22 protein-coding genes are annotated in these 22,770 nt (G+C 71.3%); 5 read left to right on the top strand and 17 right to left on the bottom strand.

Features of this window, described 5'->3' with window-relative positions; translation table 11 throughout:
* Nucleotides 1–48: 48 nt before the first annotated feature.
* The 13 genes from gor to ASG40_RS12390 all read right to left on the bottom strand — a co-directional run bounded on the left by gor (nucleotide 49) and on the right by ASG40_RS12390 (nucleotide 12,400).
* The gene (gor, locus tag ASG40_RS12450) at nucleotides 49–1,470 is read right to left on the bottom strand and encodes a glutathione-disulfide reductase (RefSeq protein WP_055886424.1); all 1,422 of its coding nucleotides are present in this window, start codon (nucleotides 1,468–1,470) and stop codon (nucleotides 49–51) included.
* A 103-nt stretch (nucleotides 1,471–1,573) separates the two neighbouring features.
* On the bottom strand, nucleotides 1,574–1,828 hold the full coding sequence (locus ASG40_RS12445) for a BrnA antitoxin family protein (protein ID WP_055885949.1): 255 nt from the start codon (nucleotides 1,826–1,828) through the stop codon (nucleotides 1,574–1,576).
* A gap of 20 nt (nucleotides 1,829–1,848) precedes the next feature.
* Nucleotides 1,849–2,073: a hypothetical protein gene (locus ASG40_RS12440; protein WP_055885946.1), complete on the bottom strand. Its 225-nt coding sequence runs from the start codon at nucleotides 2,071–2,073 to the stop codon at nucleotides 1,849–1,851.
* Between the two features lie 306 nt (nucleotides 2,074–2,379).
* A complete protein-coding gene (locus ASG40_RS12435) occupies nucleotides 2,380–3,597 on the bottom strand; it encodes a CynX/NimT family MFS transporter (RefSeq protein WP_055885943.1) in 1,218 nt (405 codons plus the stop codon).
* Nucleotides 3,594–5,282 (bottom strand): apolipoprotein N-acyltransferase, encoded by a 1,689-nt coding sequence (gene lnt / locus ASG40_RS12430; protein WP_082524039.1) that lies wholly within the window; start codon nucleotides 5,280–5,282, stop codon nucleotides 3,594–3,596. The genes ASG40_RS12435 and lnt overlap by 4 nt, the downstream gene beginning before the upstream one ends.
* A 10-nt stretch (nucleotides 5,283–5,292) precedes the next feature.
* A complete protein-coding gene (locus ASG40_RS12425; protein WP_055885942.1) occupies nucleotides 5,293–6,429 on the bottom strand; it encodes a hemolysin family protein in 1,137 nt (378 codons plus the stop codon).
* A gap of 45 nt (nucleotides 6,430–6,474) precedes the next feature.
* Nucleotides 6,475–6,960 carry an rRNA maturation RNase YbeY gene (gene ybeY / locus ASG40_RS12420; protein WP_055885939.1) on the bottom strand — a complete coding sequence of 162 codons (486 nt, stop codon included), beginning with the start codon at nucleotides 6,958–6,960 and terminating at the stop codon, nucleotides 6,475–6,477.
* Complete coding sequence (locus tag ASG40_RS12415) at nucleotides 6,957–8,045, bottom strand: PhoH family protein (RefSeq protein WP_055885936.1); 1,089 nt, start codon at nucleotides 8,043–8,045, stop codon at nucleotides 6,957–6,959. Before ASG40_RS12415 ends, ybeY begins: the two co-directional genes overlap by 4 nt.
* Nucleotides 8,046–8,098: 53 nt before the next feature.
* Nucleotides 8,099–9,436, bottom strand: coding sequence for a tRNA (N6-isopentenyl adenosine(37)-C2)-methylthiotransferase MiaB (gene miaB, locus ASG40_RS12410; protein ID WP_055886418.1), 1,338 nt, complete (start codon nucleotides 9,434–9,436; stop codon nucleotides 8,099–8,101).
* Nucleotides 9,437–9,551: 115 nt separating this feature from the next.
* Nucleotides 9,552–10,418, bottom strand: coding sequence for a lysophospholipid acyltransferase family protein (locus ASG40_RS12405; protein ID WP_082524038.1), 867 nt, complete (start codon nucleotides 10,416–10,418; stop codon nucleotides 9,552–9,554).
* A 28-nt stretch (nucleotides 10,419–10,446) separates the two neighbouring features.
* Nucleotides 10,447–10,968 carry a GNAT family N-acetyltransferase gene (locus tag ASG40_RS12400; protein ID WP_055885933.1) on the bottom strand — a complete coding sequence of 174 codons (522 nt, stop codon included), beginning with the start codon at nucleotides 10,966–10,968 and terminating at the stop codon, nucleotides 10,447–10,449.
* Entirely contained in the window at nucleotides 10,965–11,642 is a 678-nt protein-coding gene (gene tsaB, locus ASG40_RS12395) for a tRNA (adenosine(37)-N6)-threonylcarbamoyltransferase complex dimerization subunit type 1 TsaB (protein ID WP_055885930.1), read from the bottom strand. The genes ASG40_RS12400 and tsaB overlap by 4 nt, the downstream gene beginning before the upstream one ends.
* A gap of 191 nt (nucleotides 11,643–11,833) precedes the next feature.
* The gene (locus ASG40_RS12390; protein WP_055885927.1) at nucleotides 11,834–12,400 is read right to left on the bottom strand and encodes a NifU family protein; all 567 of its coding nucleotides are present in this window, start codon (nucleotides 12,398–12,400) and stop codon (nucleotides 11,834–11,836) included.
* Between the two features lie 255 nt (nucleotides 12,401–12,655).
* On the opposite strand from ASG40_RS12390, the gene rplS reads away from it, so the two are divergent.
* Nucleotides 12,656–13,114, top strand: coding sequence for a 50S ribosomal protein L19 (gene rplS, locus ASG40_RS12385; protein ID WP_055885924.1), 459 nt, complete (start codon nucleotides 12,656–12,658; stop codon nucleotides 13,112–13,114).
* A gap of 348 nt (nucleotides 13,115–13,462) precedes the next feature.
* Here rplS and ASG40_RS12380 read toward each other — a convergent pair whose 3' ends face one another.
* Nucleotides 13,463–15,790, bottom strand: coding sequence for a Tex family protein (locus tag ASG40_RS12380; protein ID WP_055885920.1), 2,328 nt, complete (start codon nucleotides 15,788–15,790; stop codon nucleotides 13,463–13,465).
* A gap of 83 nt (nucleotides 15,791–15,873) precedes the next feature.
* Complete coding sequence (locus ASG40_RS12375) at nucleotides 15,874–17,391, bottom strand: L,D-transpeptidase family protein (protein WP_055885918.1); 1,518 nt, start codon at nucleotides 17,389–17,391, stop codon at nucleotides 15,874–15,876.
* Between the two features lie 187 nt (nucleotides 17,392–17,578).
* Between ASG40_RS12375 and ASG40_RS12370 the strand changes: the two genes are divergently transcribed.
* The 3 genes from ASG40_RS12370 (at nucleotide 17,579) to ASG40_RS12360 (ending at nucleotide 21,070) form a co-directional block, all read left to right on the top strand.
* Nucleotides 17,579–18,421: an SDR family NAD(P)-dependent oxidoreductase gene (locus ASG40_RS12370; RefSeq protein ID WP_055885912.1), complete on the top strand. Its 843-nt coding sequence runs from the start codon at nucleotides 17,579–17,581 to the stop codon at nucleotides 18,419–18,421.
* Between the two features lie 168 nt (nucleotides 18,422–18,589).
* Nucleotides 18,590–20,068: a glucose-6-phosphate dehydrogenase gene (gene zwf / locus ASG40_RS12365; RefSeq protein ID WP_055885909.1), complete on the top strand. Its 1,479-nt coding sequence runs from the start codon at nucleotides 18,590–18,592 to the stop codon at nucleotides 20,066–20,068.
* Nucleotides 20,069–20,377: 309 nt separating this feature from the next.
* Nucleotides 20,378–21,070 (top strand): GntR family transcriptional regulator, encoded by a 693-nt coding sequence (locus ASG40_RS12360; RefSeq protein WP_055885906.1) that lies wholly within the window; start codon nucleotides 20,378–20,380, stop codon nucleotides 21,068–21,070.
* Nucleotides 21,071–21,081: 11 nt separating this feature from the next.
* Here the strand turns inward: ASG40_RS12360 and ASG40_RS12355 are convergent, their stop codons facing one another.
* Together ASG40_RS12355 and ASG40_RS12350 are read right to left on the bottom strand one after the other, a co-directional pair.
* Nucleotides 21,082–21,342: a PepSY domain-containing protein gene (locus tag ASG40_RS12355; RefSeq protein ID WP_338011776.1), complete on the bottom strand. Its 261-nt coding sequence runs from the start codon at nucleotides 21,340–21,342 to the stop codon at nucleotides 21,082–21,084.
* 89 nt (nucleotides 21,343–21,431) lie between these two features.
* Nucleotides 21,432–22,232, bottom strand: coding sequence for an enoyl-CoA hydratase/isomerase family protein (locus ASG40_RS12350; protein ID WP_055886411.1), 801 nt, complete (start codon nucleotides 22,230–22,232; stop codon nucleotides 21,432–21,434).
* Nucleotides 22,233–22,368: 136 nt separating this feature from the next.
* Here ASG40_RS12350 and ASG40_RS12345 point away from each other — a divergent pair, with 136 nt between their 5' ends.
* Nucleotides 22,369–22,770 (top strand): hypothetical protein, encoded by a 402-nt coding sequence (locus ASG40_RS12345; protein WP_156387704.1) that lies wholly within the window; start codon nucleotides 22,369–22,371, stop codon nucleotides 22,768–22,770.

Below are 22,770 nucleotides of genomic sequence, written 5' to 3'. Positions count from 1 at the left end.
GGTTGCGCCAGGGCAACGGAGCCGGAAAGCCGGGTGTTCCGGCCGCGCCTACCCGACGCTCTGCGGCCTCTTGGTCACGGCGGGCACCCGCATGGTGACGAGTTCCTCGCCGGCGGTGGGATGCACGGCGATGGTGCGGTCGAAATCGGCCTTGGTGGCGCCCATGGTGACGGCGATCCCCACCGCCTGGATCATCTCGCCGGCGTCGTGGCCGAGGATGTGGACGCCGAGCACCCGGTCGGTGGCGACGTCGACGATCACCTTGAGCAGCATCCGGTCCTCGCGGCCCGACAGCGTCGCCTTCATCGGGCGAAAGCTCGACCGGTAGACGTCGATGGCGCCGTACCTCTCGCCGGCCTGCGCCTCGGTGAGGCCGACGGTGCCGATCTCGGGCGTCGAGAACACGGCGGTGGGAATCAGCCCGTGGTCCACCGACCACGCCTTGCCGCCGAACACCGTGTCGGCGAAGGCGTTGCCCTCGCGGATGGCGATGGGCGTGAGGTTGGCCCGGTCGGTGACGTCGCCCACGGCATAGATGGACGGCACCGCCGTCTGCGAGAAAGCGTCCACCGGGATGGCGCCGCTCCTGTTCGGAGCGATACCGACGGAATCGAGGCCGAGGCCGTCGACGTTGGGACGACGGCCGGTGGCGACCAGGACCTGATCGACCTCCAGGGTGTCGCCGTCGTCGAGGGTGGCGAGGATCCCTGTCGTGCGCCGCTCGAGGCGCGACAGGGTACGGCCGAGGCGCAGGTCCATCCGCTTGCCGTAGGCCTCGGCGAGCCCCTCTCGGACTTCGTCGTCGAAGCCGCGCAGCAGCTTGTCGCCCCGGTGCAGGAGGGTGGTGCGGCTGCCGAGCGCGGCGAAGACGCCGGCGAATTCCACGGCGATGTAGCCTCCGCCGATCACGAGGATCCGCTCGGGCCGCGTCTCCAACTCGAACACCTCGTTCGAGGTGATGGCGAGATCCATGCCCGGTACGTCGGGGAGCTTGACCGGTCGCGCCCCCACCGCGACGAGGATGTACCGGGCCCGCACCACCTTGCCGCTGTCGACGAGGCGCACCGCATGGGGGCCCTCGATCACCGCGCGCTGGGGCTCCACATCGACGCCCGCGCGCATCAGGTTGGTGTCGTAGATCGTCTCCAGGCGCGCCACCTCGGCGTCGCGGCGGCGCTTCATCACGCTCCAGTCGAAGCGCGGCTCGGGGACCGTCCAGCCGAATCCCGCGGCGTCCTCGAACTCCTCGGCGAAGCGGCCGGCGTAGACCATCAGCTTCTTGGGTACGCACCCACGGATGACGCAGGTGCCCCCGACCCGGTATTCCTCGGCGAGTTGCACCCGGGCACCGTGGCCCGCCGCGATCCGGGCGGCACGCACGCCGCCGGAGCCGCCGCCGATCACGAAGAGGTCGACGTCGAACGCATCCCCGGCGGGTGTGGGACGATCGGTCTGGGCGGTCTCGGCCATGGCGGGATCCTGCATTGCGGCATCGTCCTTCGCCCCGATGGCGACCGCGATCAAGCGCGACCCGTGGTCCGGATCCGGCGAGCCGGCGCGGGACCGACAGGGCCTACAGGCCGGCGGCGACCTTCAGGGCGGCGTTGACGCGGTCCTGCCAGCCCGGCCCGTCCTTCTGGAAATGCTCCAGGACGGCGCGGTCGATGCGCAGGGTCACCATCTCCCGGGCACCGGGGACGGCGGCACCGGCCGAGGGGGCGGGGGCGGCCGGGCGCGGCGTGTCCACGGATTTCGTGGTCGCGGCCTTGAAGGCGGCCTCGGCGGCCTGGCGCGGGTCGCTGGGACGTCGTGTGCGATCGAATGCCATCGCGTTCTCCTACAGACCCGTCAGGACCGCTTGCGCTTCGGGGCCGGCGGCGGCGCGGCGGCCTTGGCCTCGGCTTCCGCGGCTTCGTGAGCCAGGCGCAGGGCGCGCAGCTTGACGGTGCGCTCGTCGACGGCCTTCACGGACGCCAGATGCTCGGCCATCGCCTGGGCGCCTTCCTTGGCCATGCGTTCGGCGCGCTCGGCGCGCTCTTCGGAACGGGTCCGGGCGTCGGTCTCGTCGCTCATTGCAATCCTCTCTCGATGCCTCTCGTCAAACGCGACGGTGCGCCGTCTCCGGCGCGACCGCGGGCGCATGGCCGCCCCGATCGATGTCTGGCCGAACGTCGAAGGACCGTTCCACCCGGGTGCCCGAAAGGGCCCGCGAGGCGGAACGAGGCAGTCCACACACCCTGGCGCGGATCGGCTTTGGGCGGGATCGGAACGCCATAGCACACCGGGACGTGGAAACGCCAACGATCACCGCGCGTTCGCGGGTCTTATCCGCACGAATCGCGTGCGGGAAGTCCCCTTGCACAACCGGCGACGCCGGGATCAGCCGCGCTCGGCCCGCCGGGGCGCGATCCCCACCTGCCGGTCGCGGCCCGCCCCCAGGCCGCACAGGAGACTTCCCGACGCGATGGCGACGAAGAGGGCGGTGGGCCATTCCCAGCCGCCGCTGGCGTCGTGGGCGAGCCCGAACCCCAACGGCCCGAGGGAGGCGAAGGTGTAGCCCACGCCCTGCGACAGGATCGAGAGGCCGGCGGCGGCCTCCGCATTGCGCGCCCGCAGGACGATGATGGTGAGGCCGAGCCCGAACAGGCCGCCGAGACTGACCCCGAGCAGGATCGCGAGGACCGGCACGAGTCCCCTCGGCCCGAGGGCGAGGCCCGCGAAGACGGCGGCACAGAGGACGACGAGGCCGACGACGAAGGGGCGCTGGTCGCGCGCGCGGCTCGCCAGGGTCGGCACCAGGAGGGCGCTCGGCGCCTGCCCGAGGCTCATGATCGAGGTGACGAAGCCGGCGTCGACGGCGCTCAGGCCACGGGCCTGCAGCACCGCCGGCAGCCATCCGAACACGATGTAGGCCAGCGACGATTGCAGGCCCATGAAGCCCGTGACCTGCCAGGCGACCCGGTCCCGCCAGGGCGGACGCCCGGTGGTGGAGCGGTGGAGGCCGCTGCCCCGCATCGCCAGGGGCGCCCAGACGAGGGCCGCCACGAGGCACGGCAGGGCCCAGAGCGAGAGCGCCAGGGGCCAGCCGCCGCCGAGGCCATGCGCCATCGGCACGACGATGCCCGCGCCCGTGGCCGCGCCCAGGCACAGGATCATCGTGTAGAGGCCGGTCATCGGTCCGGCGTGCCGGGGGAAATCCCGCTTCACGAGGCCGGGCAGCAGCACGCCCGACAGGCCGATGCCGGCGGCGGCGAGGCAGGCACCGAGGAACAGCGTCGCCAGGGCACCGGTGCCGGCGAGGCCGCCGAGGCCGCGCAGGACCGAGCCGAGGGCGACGACGACGACCGCCAGGAGCACGCCCCAGTCGGGCCCGAACCGGCGGATCACCCAGGGGCCGAGCGCGCAGGCGAGCCCGAGGCAGAACACCGGAAGGGTCGTGAGTACGGCCGCCCCCGCCGCGGTGAGCCCGGTCTCGGCGCGGATGTCGTTGAGGAGCGGGCCGATGGTGGTGAGTGCCGGGCGCATGTTGAACGCGATCAGCATGATCCCGAGCCCGACCAGCACGGGGTGAGTGGCCTTTGCGTGGTGAGCGGTCACGCGCGGCGCCGCCCCGCGACAAGGGCCGCCACAAGGCAACCCGCGAGCATGACCGCGAAGGGAATGTCGCCGAGCGCCGCGTAGAGCGTCCGTCCCGACAGCCTCGCAGGGAGGGCGGCGTCGAGCACGCCCTCGACGCCGAGGGGCAGGCTGGCGGTGATCCGGCCGTGGCCGTCGACCACCGCGGACAGGCCGGTGTTGGCGTCGCGGACCAGGGGCAGCCCTTCCTCCACGGTGCGCAGGCGGGCCTGCGCGAAGTGCTGGCGCGGCCCCGGCGTGTCGCCGAACCAGGCGTCGTTGGTGAGGTTGAGGATGAAGCCGGGCACCGCCGGCGGCGCACCGGGTGGGGCGACCGGCACGATCGCGCCGGGGAAAATCGCCTCGTAGCAGATGGTGGCGGCGATGGGCGGCAGGCCCGGTACGGTCATGATGCGCTGGCTGGCGCGAGGGCCGGGGGTGAATCCGCCCGGGATCGCCACGAACTGGCGCAGGCCCACCGCCCGCAGCGCGGCGTCGAGGGGAGCGGGCAGGTATTCGCCGAAGGGAACGAGGTGCACCTTGTCGTAGACGTCGCCCAGCGTCGCCCCGGCCGACAGCGTCAGGATGGAATTGAAGAAGCGCGGCTTCTCGCCCGGCAACGGCTCTTCGACGCGCGCGGCACCGGTGATCAGGTGCTTGCCCGGCGGCAGCGCGGCGGCGATGCGGGCGAGTGCCCTGGGATCGCGCTGGATCAGGAACGGGAACGCCGATTCAGGCCAGATCACATGGGTGACGTCGGAGAGGCCGGTCCGGTCCGGGGCGGCGGCGCGGTCGCTCAGCTCGATATAGCGGTCGAGGATGTCCTCGCGGTTCTCGGGCCTGAACTTGGCGTCCTGGGGGAGGTTCGGCTGCATCAGGCGCAGGCGCACCCCGGGGACGGTGGGGTCCGGGGCAGCGGGCAGGCGCCAGGCGCCGAAGGCCGCCAAGGCGGCCAGACCGACGGCCGCGGTGGCACTCGGGCCATAGCGCCCACCGGCCCCGGCATCGTCGGCGAGGGTGGCGGGTGCGGCGGCGATGAGGACCGCCAGGAGGGTCAGCCCGTAGAGACCGAACAGGGCGGCCCCCTGCATGAGCCAGAGGTTCTGACCGAGCGCCATGCCGAGGCTGTTCCAGGGGAATCCGGTGAAGAGGTGGCCGCGCAGCCACTCGCTGGCGGCAAGTCCGACGCCGAGGGCGAGGATACGCCCGCCCCCCGGCGACCAGACCAGCCGGGCGAGGGCGAAGCCGGCGCCGTAGAACAGCCCGAGGACGGCCGGCAGCCCGATGACGCCGAGCGGCAGGGCCCAGGCGAACTCCTCCGCCTCGACGAGAAAGGCGGAGCCGAGCCACCACAATCCGGCGGTGAGATAACCGAAGCCCCAGGCCCAGCCGATGCCGGCGGAGGCGATGACGGTGCCGAGGGTTCCGCGCCGGCCGGTGACGGCTCCGTCCATCAGCCAGACGGCCAGGACGAGGGACAGGCAAAGGGCCGGCAACAGCCCGAACGGCGGCATCGCCAGGGCGCCGATCGCACCGGCCGAAAAGGCGAGCGCGAGGCGGCGCCAGCCGGAGGTCAGCATCACGCGGTGGGCGAGGGGTGCCAGCGGTCCCGGCGCCGGCCGGCCGATGCGGAGCGCGGGACCGGCGGCGTCGGAGTCACGGATCATCGGGATGGCGTCACGGCGATGAGATGTCCGTCGGCGCGGACGCGGGATGGCCGGGCGGCGGCAGGGCGAGGGGGACCACGTTGCCGATGCGCGCCTGCCCGTGCTGCAGGCGCAGGCGCTTGACCCGGCGCGGGTCGGCGTCGAGGACCTCGAACTGGAGGTCGCCGGGACCGCCGATGACCTCGCCCCGCAACGGCACGCGGCCGGCCAGGGTCACGATCAGGCCGCCGATGGTGTCGATGTCCTCGGCCATCTGGCCGAGTGCCGCGTCGAGGTCGATCCCCGTGGCCGCCGACACTTCGGCGAGGCCGGCCCGGGCATCGGCGATGAAGATGTCCGCCTCCCCGTCGACGCGCTGGACCAGACGGCCCTCGGCGACGTCGTGCTCGTCCTCGATGTCGCCGACCACCATCTCGATCAGGTCCTCGATCGAGATCAGGCCATCGGTCCCGCCGTACTCGTCGATGACCAGGGCCATGTGGGTGCGCGTGGCCTGCATCCGGACCAGCAGGTCGATGGCCGGCATCGAGGGCGGGACGAACAGGACCGGGCGCTGGATGCGCGTCGAGGCCAGGCTCGCGGAGAGGTCGACGTTCGCGAGGTCGAGGCCCCGCAGGGCACGGGTGCCGCGGCGCTGGCGCGGCGAAGCGGCCGGAGGCGCCTCCGCGCTCGTCATCGTCGCGGAGGCCGCCCGGCGTGGGCTCGCCTCGGCCCTGGCGACGAGATGGTCGACGAGATCGCGGATGTGGACCATGCCGCGCGGGTCGTCGAGGCTCTCCCCGTAGACCGGCAGGCGCGAATGCCCAGCGGCACGGAAGAGCTTCAGGAGGTCGCTCAGGCTCGTTTCGATGGACACCGCGATGATGTCGGCCCGCGGGATCATCACGTCGTCGACCCGCACCTTGTGCAGCCCAAGCACGTTCTTCAGCATCGCCCGCTCGATCGGCGAGAAGGCGTTCTCGCCGGAATCGGGCGTCGCCAGCGCGCCCTCGATGTCGTCGCGCAGGGAGTCGCGCGGACGCAGGTGGAAGACGTTGAGGAGGCGATCGTACCAGGGTTCGCGGGCCGGAACCTCGCGCGCCGGGGATTCGCCCTCGGTGGCACCGAGCGCGGCCTGGGCCGCGCCGCGACTTCGATCGTTCGTCATGTCTCTCTGGTCTGGGACGGTGGGCGGATCGGTCCGGGGTACCGCTCAATCCGCATAGGGATCGGGAATGCCGAGGCCGCGCAGGGCCGCGATCTCCAGGGCTTCCATGGCATCGGCTTGGGCATCTCCGGTCTCGTGGTCCTGGCCGAGGAGGTGAAGGGTACCATGGACGAGGAGATGCGCGAGGTGATGGGCGAGCGGCTTGGCCTGCTCCTCACTTTCGCGCAGCATCGTGTCATACGCAAGAACCACGTCGCCCAGCGGCGCCGGGCCCGCTGCATGGCCGGGTTGCGGGGGCGCGGGAAACGACAGGACGTTGGTGGGCTTGTCCTGCCCGCGCCAGGTGCGGTTGAGTTCGCGCACCGCGGCGTCGGAGGTCAGCAGCACGCTGATCTCGCGTTCGCCGGTCACCGGCTCGGGCGCCACCGAAAGACCGGCCTCGACGGCGCGAATCACATGGGACTCGATGTCGGCGACGACGCTCGTCCAGCGTTCGTCCTCGATCGCGACATCCACCTCGACGGCGCTCATGCCTGGGGCGACCGCCGCGCCAGGGACCCGCGGTCGCCGGCGCTCGCTCCCTGTGCCGCCTCGTAGGCCGTCACGATCCGGCGCACGAGGTCGTGGCGTACCACGTCGACGTCGCGGAAGCGGATGCGGCCGATACCCTCGACGCCGTCGAGGATACCGACCGCTTCGACGAGGCCGGACTTCTGGCCGGGCGGAAGGTCGACCTGGCTCGGGTCGCCGGTGATGATCATGCGCGAGTTCTCGCCCAGGCGCGTGAGGAACATCTTCATCTGCATCGAGGTGGTGTTCTGGGCCTCGTCGAGCAGGACCACGGCGTTGGTGAGCGTGCGTCCGCGCATGAAGGCGAGCGGCGCGATCTCGATGAGCCCGGTCTGGAGGCCGCGGTCGACATGGCGCGCCTCCATGAAGTCGTAGAGGGCGTCGTAGATCGGGCGCAGGTAGGGATCGACCTTCTCGCGCATGTCGCCCGGCAGGAAGCCGAGGCGCTCGCCGGCCTCCACCGCCGGGCGCGACAGGATCAGGCGCTCCGCGTGCCCCTGTTCCAGCAGGGAGACCGCATGGCCGACCGCGAGCCAGGTCTTGCCGGTGCCGGCCGGACCTTCCGCGAACACGAGCTCGTGGGTGCGCAGGGCCTTGATGTAGGCGTCCTGCGCCGGGTTGCGGGCGCGCACGGCGCCGCGCTTGCGGGTGGCGATCTGGTCGAACACCGGCCGGTCCGGCTCGGCGCTGATCTCGGCCGCCGGAAACAGCATGCCCTGCTGCGTCGTCTCCTTGATGGCGCCGTCGACGTCTCCGAGCGTCAGGGGCTGCCCGCTGGCGCCGACCCTGGCGTAGAGCCGTTCGAACACCCGCCGCGCCTTCTCGGCCGCATCGGCCGGGCCCTTGACGACGAGGTGGTTGCCGAGCGCGGTGGCGACGATCTCCATCCGGCGCTCGATGTGGGCGACGTTCTGGTCGTATTGGCCGAAGACGAGGCTCGCGAGGCGGTTGTCGTCGAAGGTCAGGGCGATCTCGACCTGTTCGGCGACTTCCGCCCCCCGTGCGGCCGGCCCACGCCCACGCAAGGGGCCGCCGCGTCCGGTCATGGGGTCTGGTGCGGCCATGCCATCGTCCTCATGGGAGCCATCGGGGTCCACGCTCACGCCGCCGCCGCTGCCTCGGACATCTCCCCGAACAGGGTGTTCGTTCCGGTCCGCGAGATTCGCACCGGCACGACCGTGCCGATGATCGCGGCCGGTCCGTCCAGTTGCACGGTGAGGAGGTGCGGGGTCTTGCCGACCACCTGCCCGGCGATCCGGCCGGCCTTCTCCACCAGCACCTCCACCGTCGTGCCGACGAAGCCGGCGTTGTAGGCGTGGCGCTGGTCGTCGAGGAGGGACTGCAGGGCGGCGAGGCGCTCGGATTTGACCGCCTCCGGCACCGCGTCCTCGCGCTCGGCCGCCGGCGTGCCGGGGCGCGGGCTGTACTTGAAGGTGTAGGCGCTGGAAAACCCGATCTCGGTGACCAGCCCCAGGGTCTCGGCGAAATCCGCGTCGCTTTCGCCGGGAAAGCCGACGATGAAATCGGACGAGAGCGCGATGTCGGGCCGCGCCTGCCGGACCCGCGCGATGAGGTGGCGATACGCATCCGCGTCGTGCTTGCGGTTCATCGCCTTGAGGACCCGGTCGGAGCCCGATTGGACCGGCAGGTGCAGGTAGGGCATCAAGGCCGGGATGTCGGCATGGGCCGCGATCAGGTCGTCGGCCATGTCGTTGGGGTGGCTGGTGGTGTAGCGCAGGCGCAGCAGACCGGGGATGCCGGCCAGGTCGCGCATCAGAGCGGGCAACGTGGCGGGCGCGCCGTCCCGCCCGAGCCCATGATAGGCGTTCACGTTCTGGCCGATCAGGGTGATCTCGCGGGTGCCGCCCGCCACCAGGGCCTCGGCCTCGGCACGGATCGCCGCCACGGTGCGCGAGACCTCGGCACCGCGGGTGTAGGGCACGACACAGAACGCGCAGAACTTGTCGCAGCCTTCCTGCACGGTGAGGAAGCTCGACACGGCGCTGGTGCGGCGGGCGGGGAGGTGGTCGAACTTGTCCTCGACCGGGAAGGCGGTGTCGACGACGCGCTTCGAGCGCGAGGCGGCCAGGAGGGCCGGCAGGTTGTGGTAGCTCTGGGGGCCCACCACCACGTCGACGGCCGGGGCGCGGGCCAGGATCTCGGCGCCCTCGGCCTGGGCGACGCAGCCCGCCACGACGATCCGCGTGTCGTGCCCGGCCTCGCGGCGTTCGGCCTTGAGGACGCGCAGGCGCCCGAGTTCGGAATAGACCTTGTCGGCGGCCTTTTCGCGGATGTGGCAGGTGTTGAGGATGACGACGTCAGCCTCCTCCACCGTGTCCGTCGCGGCGTAGCCCTCCGCGCCGAGCACGTCCGCCATGCGGCCGGCGTCGTAGGCGTTCATCTGGCAGCCGTAGGATTTGACGAAGGCTTTCTTCAAACGATGCGAGTCCCGAACCGGCAGGCCGCGCGCTCCCGCGCAGGCGTTCATGACCAGGGCGTTAGCACATCCGCACGGTCGCGTCCCGCGCCCGCGTTGTGACCGATCGCGCCGCCTACGCCGGCTCGGATCGCAGGCCGGCCGCCGACGTCAGGCCCCCGGCGTGTTGCGGCTGGGTGTGTTCGGGTCGACCGCTCCGGTTCCGCCGGAGAGCGGCGCGGACGCGGGCCTCGGCCATGGCGGTGGCGCGCTTGCGATCGGTGCCGCTCTCCACCGGGATCGGTTCGCCCCAGACCACGTGGACGTCGATGGGCCCACCCGATAGGAAGACCGAGAGGTGGGGCGCGAGCTCCATGTCGCCGTACCAGGCGATGTCGGGGCGCTCGGAGCGGGTCACGGCCATGCCGTTGCGGCGCGGGTAGGCGATCGCCAGGGGCTGCAGCCGGATGCGGGTGTGGCTGTTGGTCTCGGCGTCGATGGCGGCGCGCGCCGCACCGACGAGGGAAGAGCGGAACGGCAGCAGCCGGGTACCGTCGCCGGTGGTGCCTTCGGCGAACAGCACGATGAGGTCGCCCTCGGCCAGGCGCTCGGCCAGGGCGGCGTTGACGTCGGCCGTGGCCGCACGCCGGGCCCGGTCGATGAAGATCGTGCGCTGAAGCCTGGCGAGAAGCCCGACCAGCGGCCAGCCGGCGATCTCGGATTTCGCCACGAAGGACAGCGGCCGCAGGCTGCCGAGCACCAGGATGTCGAGCCAGGAGACGTGGTTGGCGAGCACCAGGGCCGGCTCGCCCACGGCGGGCGGCGTCCCGCTCTGGGTGACCCGCACCGAGAACAGCGCCAGGAAGAGCCGGTGGAACCAGGTCGGCAGGTGGGCCGCCACCCGGCCGCGGCCCAAGCGCAGGCTCAGCCATTGCGGGCCCACCAGGACCGCGAAGGCGAGGACGCAGGCGAGGAGCCGCAGGGCGGTGCCGAACCGCGTCATCGCCCGCCCGGTCGTCCCCTCGTCCCGGTCACGCTACGAAGGCCTTCATGGTGATGGCGGTGGCGCGGCTGCCGTCCTTGCGGGCGTAGTAGCCGGTCCGCTCGCCGACCCGCTCGAACCCGTGGCGGGCGTAGAGCTTGAGCGCGGGCACGTTGCCCTCGTCGACCTCGAGATGGACGCTGCGCACGCCGGCCTGCCCGAGATGCGCGAGGTGATCGCGCAGGAGGCGATGGCTGAGTCCGCCGCCCCGCACCGAGGGCGACAGCACCAGGGTCAGGATCTCGGCCTCGTCGGCGACCTTGCGCGACAGGACGAAGCCCTGGATGGCGCCGTTGCGCCAGAGCGCATGCGCTTCGGTCGCGCGTTCGCACAGCATGCGCTCGAACTCGTGCGCGTCCCACGGCCGGGCGAAGGCCGTGGCGTGGAGGTGGGAGAGGGCGCGCGCCTGCCCGGAGTCGCGCAGCGGCGCCACGTAGGGCTCGGCCCCCCAGGCCGACCACCAGGCCATCCACAGGTCGAGGGGCCAGAGCGGGGACAGCGGCCGGTTCATCGACGGGCGATCCTGGCGTGATCCTGGGGCGTGGCGTCGGGCCCGCGCAGGTAGAGGGGACGGGGCAGGGCCTGTTCGGGATCGGCCAGGAAGCCGAGGGAGGCGACCCAGGCGATGTCGGGGGAGGCCGTGCCGGCGATCGTCGTCTCGACGCCGCGGGCGGACATCGCGGCGGCCAGCATCGGTGCGCCGGAGCCCACCAGCGTGGCCCTGGTGCCGATCATCGCGGCGGCCTCGTCCAGCGGCACGAGGCTCGGGGGCACGATGATCCCGTCGGCCGGGTTCATCGCCTGGAGGTAGATGGACCCGTGGCGGGCATCGATGGCGGCGGCGATCAGGCCCTCGCCATGGGTCGCCAGAACGGGCGCCAGCAGGGCGGAGAGCGTGGTCACGCCCACGACGGGAATGCCCGTGGCGAGCCCGATGGCCCGGGCGGCGGACAGGCCGACCCGCAGGCCCGTGTAGCTGCCCGGCCCGACGGTCACGGCGACCCGGTCGAGGCTCTCGAAGCCGCCCTCGCATCGCGCCACCACCCGCTCGATCAGGGGGAGCAGGGCTTCGGCATGTCCGCGGACGAGGACCATCGATTCGACGGCCAGGAGCGCGTCGGATTCCTCCGTCGCGATGCAGGCGGAACAGGATTCGAGTGCCGTGTCGATGGCCAGGATACGCAACGTGACTCCCGCTCGGGCAACGGTGCACCGGGTCTCGATGACGTCGACCCGCCGCGGCAAGCGTAAGGGTAGGCCAGAACCGGCGCCGCGTCAGCGCCGCAGGAGGCGGTGCCGGGCGTTAATGGCCGGGGTGTTGCACAGGTGCTTCGCCGCGGCCTGCGGCGAAGACCGGATGCCGGATCCCCTGACGTTCAGACGGCGCGGACCTCGCGCACGTCCGGCAGGAAGTGCCGGAACAGGTTCTGGACGCCGTTGCGCAGGGTCGCCGTGGAGGACGGGCAGCCCGAGCAGGCTCCCTTCATCTCCAGGTAGACGATCCCCTCCTTGAAGCCGCGGAAGGTGATGTCTCCGCCGTCGCTGGCCACCGCCGGCCGCACCCGCGTCTCGAGCAGGTCCTTGATGGTGACGACGGTGTCGTGGTCGGCCTCGTCGTAGAACTCCTCGGCCTCGTCGTCTTCGGTCGACGTTCCTTCCGCCATGACCGGGGCGCCGGACTGGAAATGCTCCATGATGGCACCGAGGATGGCGGGCTTCACCTGCGGCCAGGCGTCGTCACCCTCGGCCTTGGTCACGGAGATGAAGTCGTGGCCGAAATAGACGCCGCTGACGCCTTGAACCGCGAACAGGCGCTGGGCCAGGGGCGAGCGGGCGGCGGCATCCGCATCGCGCGCCTCGAAGGTGCCCTCGGGCAGCACGACGCGGCCGGGCAGGAACTTCAGGGTCGCCGGATTGGGGGTGGCTTCGGTCTGGATGAACATGGGCTCTTCGATCCTCGTCCGCTGCGCCGGTTCAAGGCCGGCCGGGAACGGCGGCGGGAACGACCCGCCGCCACAGGTCATGTGGACCGTGCCGGGGATTTTCTCAACCGAGCGGGGCGGGACGATTTCGCCGGCGTCCACATCGACACGGGGCGATTCCTCCTGTATGGGCAGCGCCAACTCACAACAGGATGCCGAAATCCTGACGCGGGTGCCCCTTGCCGGGGCGCCTGGCGCGACGCGGCGGAGCATATCATGAACATCATCCAACAGCTCGAGCAGGAGCAGATCGCTGCGCTCGGCAAGACCATTCCCGATTTCCAGCCCGGCGACACGGTGACCGTGAACGTCAAGGTGAAGGAAGGCGAGCGCACCCGCGTCCAGGCCTACGAAGGCGTCTGCATCGCGCGCTCGGGCGGCGGCCTCAACGAGAGCTTCACCGTCCGCAAGATCTCCTACGGCGAGGGCGTGGAGCGCGTGTTCCCGATCTACTCGCCGCTGATCGATTCGATCGCGGTGGTCCGCCGCGGCAAGGTCCGGCGCGCCAAGCTGTATTACCTGCGCGATCGCCGCGGCAAGTCGGCCCGTATCGTCGAGCGCGCCGACCGCCCCGCCGAGAAGGCCGCCAAGGCCGACGCCGCCAAGGTCACCAAGGACGCCCGCAAGGCCGAGAAGGCCGCCAAGTCCGCGGCCAAGTCCGCCGCCGCGGAGTGAGCGGACCGCCCGGGCCGCTCACGGCCCGGGCCTCTATCGATACGAGGTGGAAGCCGGCTCCTGGAGCCGGCTTTTCTCGTCGGTCGAGCCGACGCCAGTCGCGTCGGTAAGCACAGCAATCGGGTGAAACCCGATTGTCGATCGTCCGGGCGTGAAGAGCGCCCCGCGGAGCGGGCGTTGTAGGACATCCGTCCTACAACGCGTCGAGCGGAGCGATAGCCAAGGTCGCGGAGGCGGCCGCCGGCGCTTGAGGCCAGTCAGAAACCGAGGGTGATCGGGTCCACCCGATTGCCCTACGTCGGGCGGCCGGAGCCATCGATCCCGCGCCCCGCGTCGGCGGCACGATCCTCAGGAGCGTCGGCCGGTCTGGGCGGTGGCCCTGCGCAGCGCCTCCGCCAGGGCCCCGCCCTGGTCCGACTTTTCGGCCGGCTTGGACGACATCGCGCGTGGATCGACCCGGCCGGCGGGCTGGCGCTGGCCGGAACCGGGCTGGGCACGGTCGATCGGGTCGTCGAGCCGCATCGAGAGGGCGATCCGCTTGCGGGGCACGTCCACGGACAGCACCAGCACCCTCACGACATCGCCGGCCTTCACCACCTCCGAGGGCGCCGAGACGCGCTTGCGGGAGAGGGCCGAGATGTGGACGAGGCCGTCCTGATGCACGCCGATGTCGACGAAGCAGCCGAAGGCGGCGACGTTGGTGACCACGCCCTCCAACTGCATGCCGGGCTCGAGGTCGGTGATCTTCTCCACGTCCTCGCGAAAACTCGCCGTCTTGAACGCCGGACGGGGGTCGCGCCCGGGCTTTTCCAGTTCGCCGATGATGTCGCGCACCGTCGGCACCCCGAAGCGCGTATCGGCGAAGGCTTCGGGCGAGAGCCGGCCGAGCACGGCGTCGTTGCCGATGAGGGCCGTGATGTCGCTCTTCGTGGCCTCCAGGATCCGGCGCACCACCGGGTAGGCCTCCGGGTGGACGCCCGAGCGGTCGAGGGGGTCCTCTCCGCCCTGGATGCGCAGGAAGCCCGCCGAGAGCTCGAAGGTCTTGGGTCCGAGGCCAGCCACCGCCTTGAGCGCCTTGCGCGTGCGGAACGGGCCGTTGGCGTCGCGGTGCGAGACGATGTTGGCGGCCACCGATTCGCCGAGCCCCGAGACCTTCGCCAGGAGTGCGGCGGAGGCCGTGTTCACGTCGACACCCACCGCGTTGACCGCATCTTCCACCACGGTGGCGAGAGAGCGCGACAGCTTGGCCTCGCCGATGTCGTGCTGGTACTGGCCGACCCCGATGGACTTCGGGTCGATCTTCACGAGTTCGGCCAGCGGGTCCTGCAACCGACGTGCGATCGAGACGGCACCGCGGTGCGAGACGTCGAGGTCGGGCAGTTCGCGCGACGCGATCGCGGAGGCCGAATAGACCGACGCCCCGGCCTCTGAGACCGAGACCTTGGTCATCCTCAGGTCGGGGTTGGCCGCGATGATCTCGGCCGCCAGCTTGTCGGTCTCCCGCGAGGCGGTGCCGTTGCCCACCGCGAGCAGGTCGACCCGGTGGAGGCGGCAGAGCCGGCCCAGCGTGGCGACCGTCTCCTGCCACCGGCGCTGGGGCTCGTGCGGATAGGTGGTCTCGACGGCCACGACCTTGCCGGTGGCATCGACGACGGCGACCTTGGTGCCGTTGCGGTAGCCGGGGTCGAGGCCCATCGCGGTCCGGCCGCCGGCGGGGGCGGCCAGCAGCAGGTCCTTGAGGTTGGCGGCGAACACCTTCACCGCCTCGGCCTCGGCCTTCTCGAACAGCCGGGTGCGCAGGTCGACCTTGATTCCCGTCCGGATCTTGGTGCGCCAGGCGGACCGGACGGTCTCCAGGAGCCAGCCGTCGCCGGGACGGCCCTTGCCCGAGATGCCGTGCCGGCGGCAGATCGCGAGTTCGAAGGCCCCCGGCGTCCCGGGCGGAGAATCCTCGCCCTCGGCGGCGAGGTCGATGCGCAGGAACTCCTCCTTTTCACCGCGCAGCAGCGCGAGGATGCGGTGCGAGGGCATCCGGTCCAGGCGCTCGCTCCAGTCGAAGTAGTCGGCGAACTTGGCGCCGGCGGCCTCCTTGCCCTTCGCGACCCTGGAGACCGCCTTGCCGGAGCGCCAGAAATCCTCGCGCAGGCGCCCGACGAGGTCGGCGTCCTCGGCGAAGCGCTCCGTCAGGATGGCCCTGGCGCCCTCGAGGGCCTCTTCGACCGTGGCGATGCCCTTGGCGGCCGAGACGAAGCCCACGGCGACCCGCAGCGGGTCGTTTTCGGGCGCGCCGAGCAGGGTATCCGCCAGGGGGGCGAGACCGGCTTCGCGGGCGGCCTGCGCCTTCGTGCGGCGCTTGGGCTTGTAGGGGAGGTAAACGTCTTCGAGACGCGCCTTGGTGTCGGCGGCGGCGATGGCGGCGGCGAGGTCCGGCGTCAGCTTGCCCTGGGCGCGGATGCTCTCGGTGATGGCCTCGCGCCGGCTCTCCAGCTCGCGCAGGTAACCGAGCCGCTCCTCGAGCGCCCGTAGCTGCACGTCGTCGAGGGAGCCCGTCGCCTCCTTGCGATAGCGGGCGACGAAGGGGACCGTGGCGCCGCCGTCGAGCAGGTCCACCGCGGCGGCCACCTGCGCCTCCCTCACCCCGAGTTCACGGGCGATCAGCAGGGTCACGGACGTCATGGGGCCTCCGGGTCGGTCGCGGGATCGGCGGGGACAGCTCTACCCCGACGACCCCGGCCGATCCAACCGGCCGCGCGGCATCCTTACCGATTCGTCGGACCGGCCGACCGCGACGGGATGAGGCCGGGCGGGACCGGGGCCGCCTCCGCCGCGGGGGACGGCCTGACGGGCGCCAGCCTGACGGGCGTCGGCGTGACCGCGGGCTTCGGCGAGGCGCGCGGCGTCACCGATCCGGTGGTGGTGACATCGGGACCCGGCGCGGCTGCCGCGGCCGGGCTGTCGATGCCGTAGATGTCGTCGCGGAAATGCGCCCGGCCGTCGGGCGTGGCGTAGCCGGTGAGATAGACGAAGGTCACCGGGATCTGCTTGGTGAGCTTGATGTCGACGCGCTCGTTGGTGGCGATGCTGGTCTCGATCTCGATCGGCCCCCAGGCCGAGCCGGCGCCGTGGGGACCGGGGGTCCCTTCGAGCAGCCAGCCGGCCAGTTCCTTCACCTGCGCCACCCGCACGCAGCCGTGGGAATGAAAGCGGACGTCGCGGGCGAACAGCGATTTCGACGGCGTGTCATGCATGTAGACCGCCTGGCGGTTGGGCATGTCGATGCGCACCTGGCCCAGCGAGTTGTCGAGGCCCGAATCCTGCCGCAGCGTGTAGGTCGCCGCCTTCTCGCCGGCCCAGTCGACGGTGGTGGGATCGACCTCGGTGCCGCCGGGGCCCAGGATGCGGATGCGCTCGCGGGCGAGATAGCCCGGATCCCTGCGCATGCGCGGGATGATCTCCTTCTTGATGATCGAGACCGGCACCGTCCAGGTCGGGTTGAGGTTCACGCTGGAGATGCGTGCCTCGATCCTCGGTGTCGCCTTGTCCGGCTTGCCGACCACGGCGACGTAGCGACGGACCACGACACCGCGCTCCACCGCCTCGACGGTGGCCGCGGGGATGTTCACCACGACGTAGCGGTCGCCGAACGCGAAGGTCGAGCCGAGCTGGCGGGCGGCCGAGGCGGAGAGCTGGCGCTGGCGCACCCGCGCCGGAACGTTGAGGGCGGCCACGGTCTGGCGGCCGACGAGACCGGTCTCGGGCAGCCCGTGCCGGGCCTGGAACGCCATCACCGCCGCCACGAGCGGCGCGTCGAGCGCGTCCGACACCGGGGTGTCGGGGGCGAGATCGCCGACCATGGCGAGATGCCGGCGCAGCGCCGGAACGGCGGCATCGCGGGCACCCGGCTTGATCACGAGGTCAGCGGGGAGGGTGCCCCAGCCGCCGGCATCGGCCATGGCCTGGTAGCGGTCGGCCATGCGCAGGGTATCGAGGAAGGTCGAGGCCGCCAGGGTCGGCAGTGGATCGGCCGAGACCCTGGCAATGACCATGGGCGGCAATTCGCGGGATTTCCGGGCGGGTGCCGGCTCGCCGGGCTTCGCCTCGGCCGAGGGCACCGGAGCCGGCATCTCCGGCGCCGCCCTGGCGGCAGCCGTCACGTCCGCACCGGCGACGACGGGCGGCGCCGGCTCGGCGTGCGCACCCATCGGGCCGAGCATCAGCACGGCGAGGGAGAGGCCCACGCAAAGGCGGGCGGAAACGGGTACGCGACGCGCAGACACGGGCAGGCCTCGTGATCGATCAGGCCCGGAAGGATGCGCGGCGGCTGGTTACCAAATTCCCATCCTGCACGCCGTGCGCGAGCCCGCTGCCCGTCCCGTCGCCGGACAGACCGGTGCCGGAGCGGGGTGCCGGAGACGGGATGCGAACCTATGTGAGACCGCGACAGGGATCGTGAGAGGTTTCACCATGGACGACGTGTTTCACGCCGGTCGCACCGCCATCGTCACCGGGGCGGCCAGCGGGATCGGGCTCGCCGCCGCCAGGCATTGCGCGAGCCGGGGCATGACGGTCTGGCTAGCCGATCTCCCGGGGGCGGCGCTGGAGGCGGCGCGCGACGAGGTCGCGGGGCTCGCGGCAGGCCCCGCCCTCGTCCATGCGCGTCCGACCGATGTGGCGAGCCGCGAGGCGATGGAGGCCCTGCGCGAGGCCGCCTGCGCGAACGGACCGCCCGCCTTCGTCATGCTCAACGCCGGGATCGAGGCCGGCGGCACCCTGTTCTCCGACGACGCGACCTGGCGGCGCATCCTCGGGACCAACCTGTGGGGGGTCGTCAACGGCATCCACGCCCTTGCGCCGGCGATGATCGAAGGCGGAGAGACCGGGGCCATCGTCGTCACCGGATCGAAGCAGGGCATCACCACGCCGCCGGGCAACACGCCCTACAACGTCTCGAAGGCCGGCGTGAAGGCGGTGGCCGAGGCCCTCGCCCACGACCTGCGCAACCGCGACGGCGTCCGCATCGGCGCCCACCTCCTCGTTCCGGGCTTCGTCTACACCGGCCTCACCAGGGCGCGCGGCGTGGCCGCCAAGCCAGACGGCGCCTGGACGCCGGAGGAGACCGTTTCGTTCATGGTCGCAGGCATGGAGCGGGGCGACTTCTACATCCTCTGCCCCGACAACGAGACGACGCGGGGCCAGGACGAGAAACGCATCGCCTGGGCGGCGGGCGACGTCATCGAGAACCGGCCGGCCCTGTCGCGCTGGCACCCCGATCATGCGGACGCCTTCGCCGCCTACATGGCCGGGTGACGGATCGGCACGGATGGCGACGGGCTTGCATAGCCCGGCTTCGAGGCCGGGCGGAGCGGGCGCGGGCGCGCGGCGGCTTTCGCTTGCACGACACGACACGGTATCCGACACCGTGCCGACTTCCGTCGATGGCCGAAAACCGTCCGTGACAACGCCCAGGAGCCGCCCTTGGCCACCATCATTCCCGTCGCCTCGTTCGATTGCGTCGTGTTCGGCGCCACCGGCGACCTGACCACCCGCAAGCTCCTGCCGGCGCTGTACTATCGCTTCAAGGACGGCCAGATCCCCGGAACCAGCCGGATCATCGGCGCTTCCCGCTCCGAGATGAGCGCGGAGGGGTTTCGCGAGCGAGCCCGCGACGCCCTCAAGAGGTTCGTTCCCGTCCCCGACCTGCGCGACGAGGTCCTGGCCGCCTTCCTCGATCACCTCGACTACGTGGCGGTGGACGGTGCCGGCGAGGAGGGCTGGACGACCCTGGCCGCCAAGCTCGCGGAGCGGCCCGATCAGGTGCGGCCGTACTATCTGGCGACCTCGCCGGACCTCTACGGCCCGATCTGCCGCAACCTCGCCGCCCACGGGCTGATCGGCGAGAAGTCCCGCGTCGTCCTGGAGAAGCCGATCGGCAAGGACCTGAAGTCGGCCCGCGCCATCAACGACGCCGTCGGCCAGGTGTTTCCCGAGGAGCAGATCTTCCGGATCGACCACTACCTCGGCAAGGAGACGGTTCAGAACCTGCTGGCACTGCGGTTCGCCAACACCATCTTCGAGCGGCTGTGGAACGCCGACGTCATCGATCACGTCCAGATCACGGTGGGCGAGACGGTCGGCGTCGAGGGCCGCGCCGGCTATTACGACACCTCCGGTGCGCTACGCGACATGGTGCAGAACCACCTGCTGCAGCTCCTCTGCCTGATGGCGATGGAGAGCCCGCTCACCCTCGACGCGAACTCGGTGCGCGACGAGAAGCTGAAGGTCCTGCGCGCCCTCAAGCCGATCACCCCCCACGACGTCCAGACGGTCACCGTACGGGGCCAATACGCCGCCGGCGCGGTGGCAGGACAGCCGGTGGAGGGCTACCGGACCGACCTGGGCGGCGAGACCCTCAGCCGCACCGAAACCTTCGTCGCCTTGAAGCTCGAGGTGCAGTCCTGGCGCTGGGCCGGCGTGCCGTTCTACCTGCGCACCGGCAAGCGGCTTCCGAAGAAGCTCTCCGAGATCGTGGTGCAGTTCCGCGCCTCGCCGTTCTCGATCTTCCCCGCCGAATCGTTCGGGCGCGAGCCCAACCGCCTCGTCATCCGGCTGCAGCCGGAGGAGGGCATCAAGCTCGAGGTCATGACGAAGGACCCCGGGCCGGGCGGGATGCGGCTGCGGCCGACCAACCTCGACATCTCGTTCGAGGAGACCTTCAAGCAGCGCTACCCCGACGCCTACGAGCGCCTCCTGATGGACGTGGTGCGCGGCAACGCGACGCTGTTCATGCGCCGGGACGAGGTCGAGGTGGCGTGGGCCTGGGCCGACTCCCTGCTCAAGGCCTGGGCCGACCGGCCGGAGCCGCCGCGCCCCTATCCCGCAGGAAGCTGGGGCCCCACCGCCGCCATCGCCCTGATCGAGCGCGACGGCCGGACCTGGCACGAGGATTTTCACTGACGACGTCCGCTCGCTGGGTAAGTGGGCGGCCCCGGACACTTGGCGCCAACGCCGGGGGCCCCGGCTGCGCGAAGAAGCGCGGGTCTCGCTGACCTCCGATACGAGGCGGTCCGCAGGTGCGACCATTCGACCCTGGGTGGCACCCCAGTCCGTCGAGACACCCCTCAGGTGCCGCCTGTGCATACCTCCGTGCAGATGCGGGTCTGCGTATTCGACCCTGCACGTACCGCTCGACACGGCGTCGGTTGAAGCCTAACGATGGCTGCACACGAAAACGTGTTTCAAGGCTCGGTACCAGCGCGTTGACAAATGACAAAAACTGAAAGCGCACCTGGTATCAATCGACGCTACCTGCACGACGAGGTCGTCGAACGGATGCGCGACCTGATCGTCTCCGGCCAACTACCGCCTCGCTCGCGCGTCAACGAGGGCGAGTTGACGGAGCGGTTCGGCATTTCCCGCACGCCGCTGCGCGAGGCCATCAAGATCCTGGCCACCGAGGGGCTGCTGGAACTCCTTCCCAATCGCGGCGCCCGCGTCGCCAGCCTCGCCCTCTCGGAGATCGAGGAGATGATCGAGGTGATCGCCGGGCTCGAAGCCACGGCGGCCGAGATCGCCTGCACGATCATCGGCGACGACGAGGTCGCGGCGATCGAGGCGGATCACGCCGCGATGATGGCGGCCTGGAAGCGCGGCGACCAGAGGAAGTATTTCGTCTACAACCGGGCCATCCACGAGGGCCTGATGTCGGCCAGCCGCAACGCGACCCTCAACCACATCTACGCCGGACTCTCGGGACGCATCCAGCATTCCCGCTACTCGGTCCACCAGACCGCCGCGGAGTGGGCCCAGGCCGTCGACGAACACGACCGCATGATCGCCCTGCTGCGCGCCCGCGACGGTAGTGCGCTCTCGACCCTCATGCGCGCCCACGTCCGCGCCCGGAAGGCCGTCATCGTCGCCAACTTCGTGGAGCCGGCGGAGGGGATGACGCCGGCCTGACCCGGCAGGGATCAGTCGGGCATCTCGCCGAGGACCGCACCGGTCTTCGGGTCGAGCTCGAACTTCATCTTGCGGCCGTCCTTGATCCCTTCGCCGTCCCAATGGCCGTCGTCGGCCTCCAGCTTGGTCACCTCCGAGTAGCCGGACGACAGCATCTGGCGCTTGACCGCATCGGCGGTCATCCAGTCGGGGCCGGGCTGGTCCGCGAGAGCCCCGCCGGACGCGACTGCTGCCAGGACGAGGGCGGCACCGTAAGCTTTGAATCTCATCATGGATCTCGGGTTTCCCGTGGCTGTTCGCGAAGAGATAGGGCGGGACCGGTCCGGCGTCCGGTCGTCGCGGGGATGGAGGTGGGGGCGCTTCAGCGGCCTGTCCAGTTCGGGGCGCGCTTGGCGAGGAACGCCTCCATTCCCTCGCGGAAATCGGCGCTGGTGTAGCAGAGCCGGATGAGGTCGTCGCCGGGGCGCTCGCCGTCGGGGCGGTCGTGGACGTCCTGGAGACGACGCAGGCCCTCCTTGGTCGCCTGCAGGGTCAGCGGCGCATGGCCCGCGAGCAGGGTGGCGAGGGCTCCGGTGCGGTCCCGCAGGGCGGCGGCATCCGCCACGACCTCGCCGACGAGGCCGATCGCCAAGGCCTCGTCTCCCTCGATGAGGCGCGCCGTGAAGATCATGTCCTTGACCCGTGCCGGACCGACGAGGGCCGACAGCCGCGCGAGGTTGCCGAGCGACAGGCAGTTGCCGAGGGTTCGTGCGATCGGAAACCCGAACCGGGCGTCGCGCGTGGCGATGCGCAGGTCGCAGGCCGCCGCGATCGCCGCCCCGCCGCCGGTGCAGGCGCCCGCGATCGCCGCCACGGTCGGCACCCGCAGCCGTTCGAGCGCCCCCATCACCTGGTCCATGAACCGTTCGTAGCCGATGGCATCCTCGGCCGTCTCGAAGCTTCGGAACTGGGCGATGTCGGTGCCGGCGGCGAAGGCCCGGTCGCCGGCACCGGTGATCACCAGGACCTTGATCGCGGTATCCGCATCGATCGCCGCGCAATGGTCGATCAGCCCCTGGTACATCGCGAACGTCAGGGCGTTGCGCGCCTGCGGCCGGTTGAGGGTGAGGCGGGCGATGCCGGCGGGATCGACGTCGAAGAGCAGTTCGGGGCTGTCGCTCATGATGGCCTGCACAGGGTGACGGGAACGCCCGACCCTAGCGCAAGTTGATGGGCGAGTTCACCGCCCGGCAGCCCGCGCGGGCGATGCGTCCTCGATCCGAGCGCACCGCTCCCCATTCGATGAGATGTCCAGCGCCATGCGCCCATCCTCCGCCACGACCCTCACCGTCGGATCGGCCCTGTTCCTTCTGGCCGGCCTCCTGCCGGGCGAGGCCTCGTGCCTGCGCACGGTCGCCAACAAGACGCCGCACACCGTCCTGGTGAGTCAGGACGGCGGCCCCGCCTTCACGGTGCGCGCGCATGCGAGCCGCCGCTTGCGCTACGACAGGTCCGGCGAGATCGCGGTGTCCGTCGTGTGCAGGGCAGGGGGCCGTTTCGCGGCGCCGCAGCCGCCAGCCTTCACTGCGCGCTATGCGGTCGTCGCCGTGCGCGATCGCTGCTGGGTCGATATCGACGGCGGCGGCACCGCACCGCTCGCCCTCAACGCGCCCCGCCAGGGCGACATCGTCGTGGCTCGGTACGGCCTGGCCTGCCCGTAG

The sequence above is a fragment of the Methylobacterium sp. Leaf399 genome (assembly GCF_001424525.1).
Lineage (GTDB): Bacteria > Pseudomonadota > Alphaproteobacteria > Rhizobiales > Beijerinckiaceae > Methylobacterium.
This window is presented reverse-complemented; position numbering and strand designations above follow the sequence as displayed.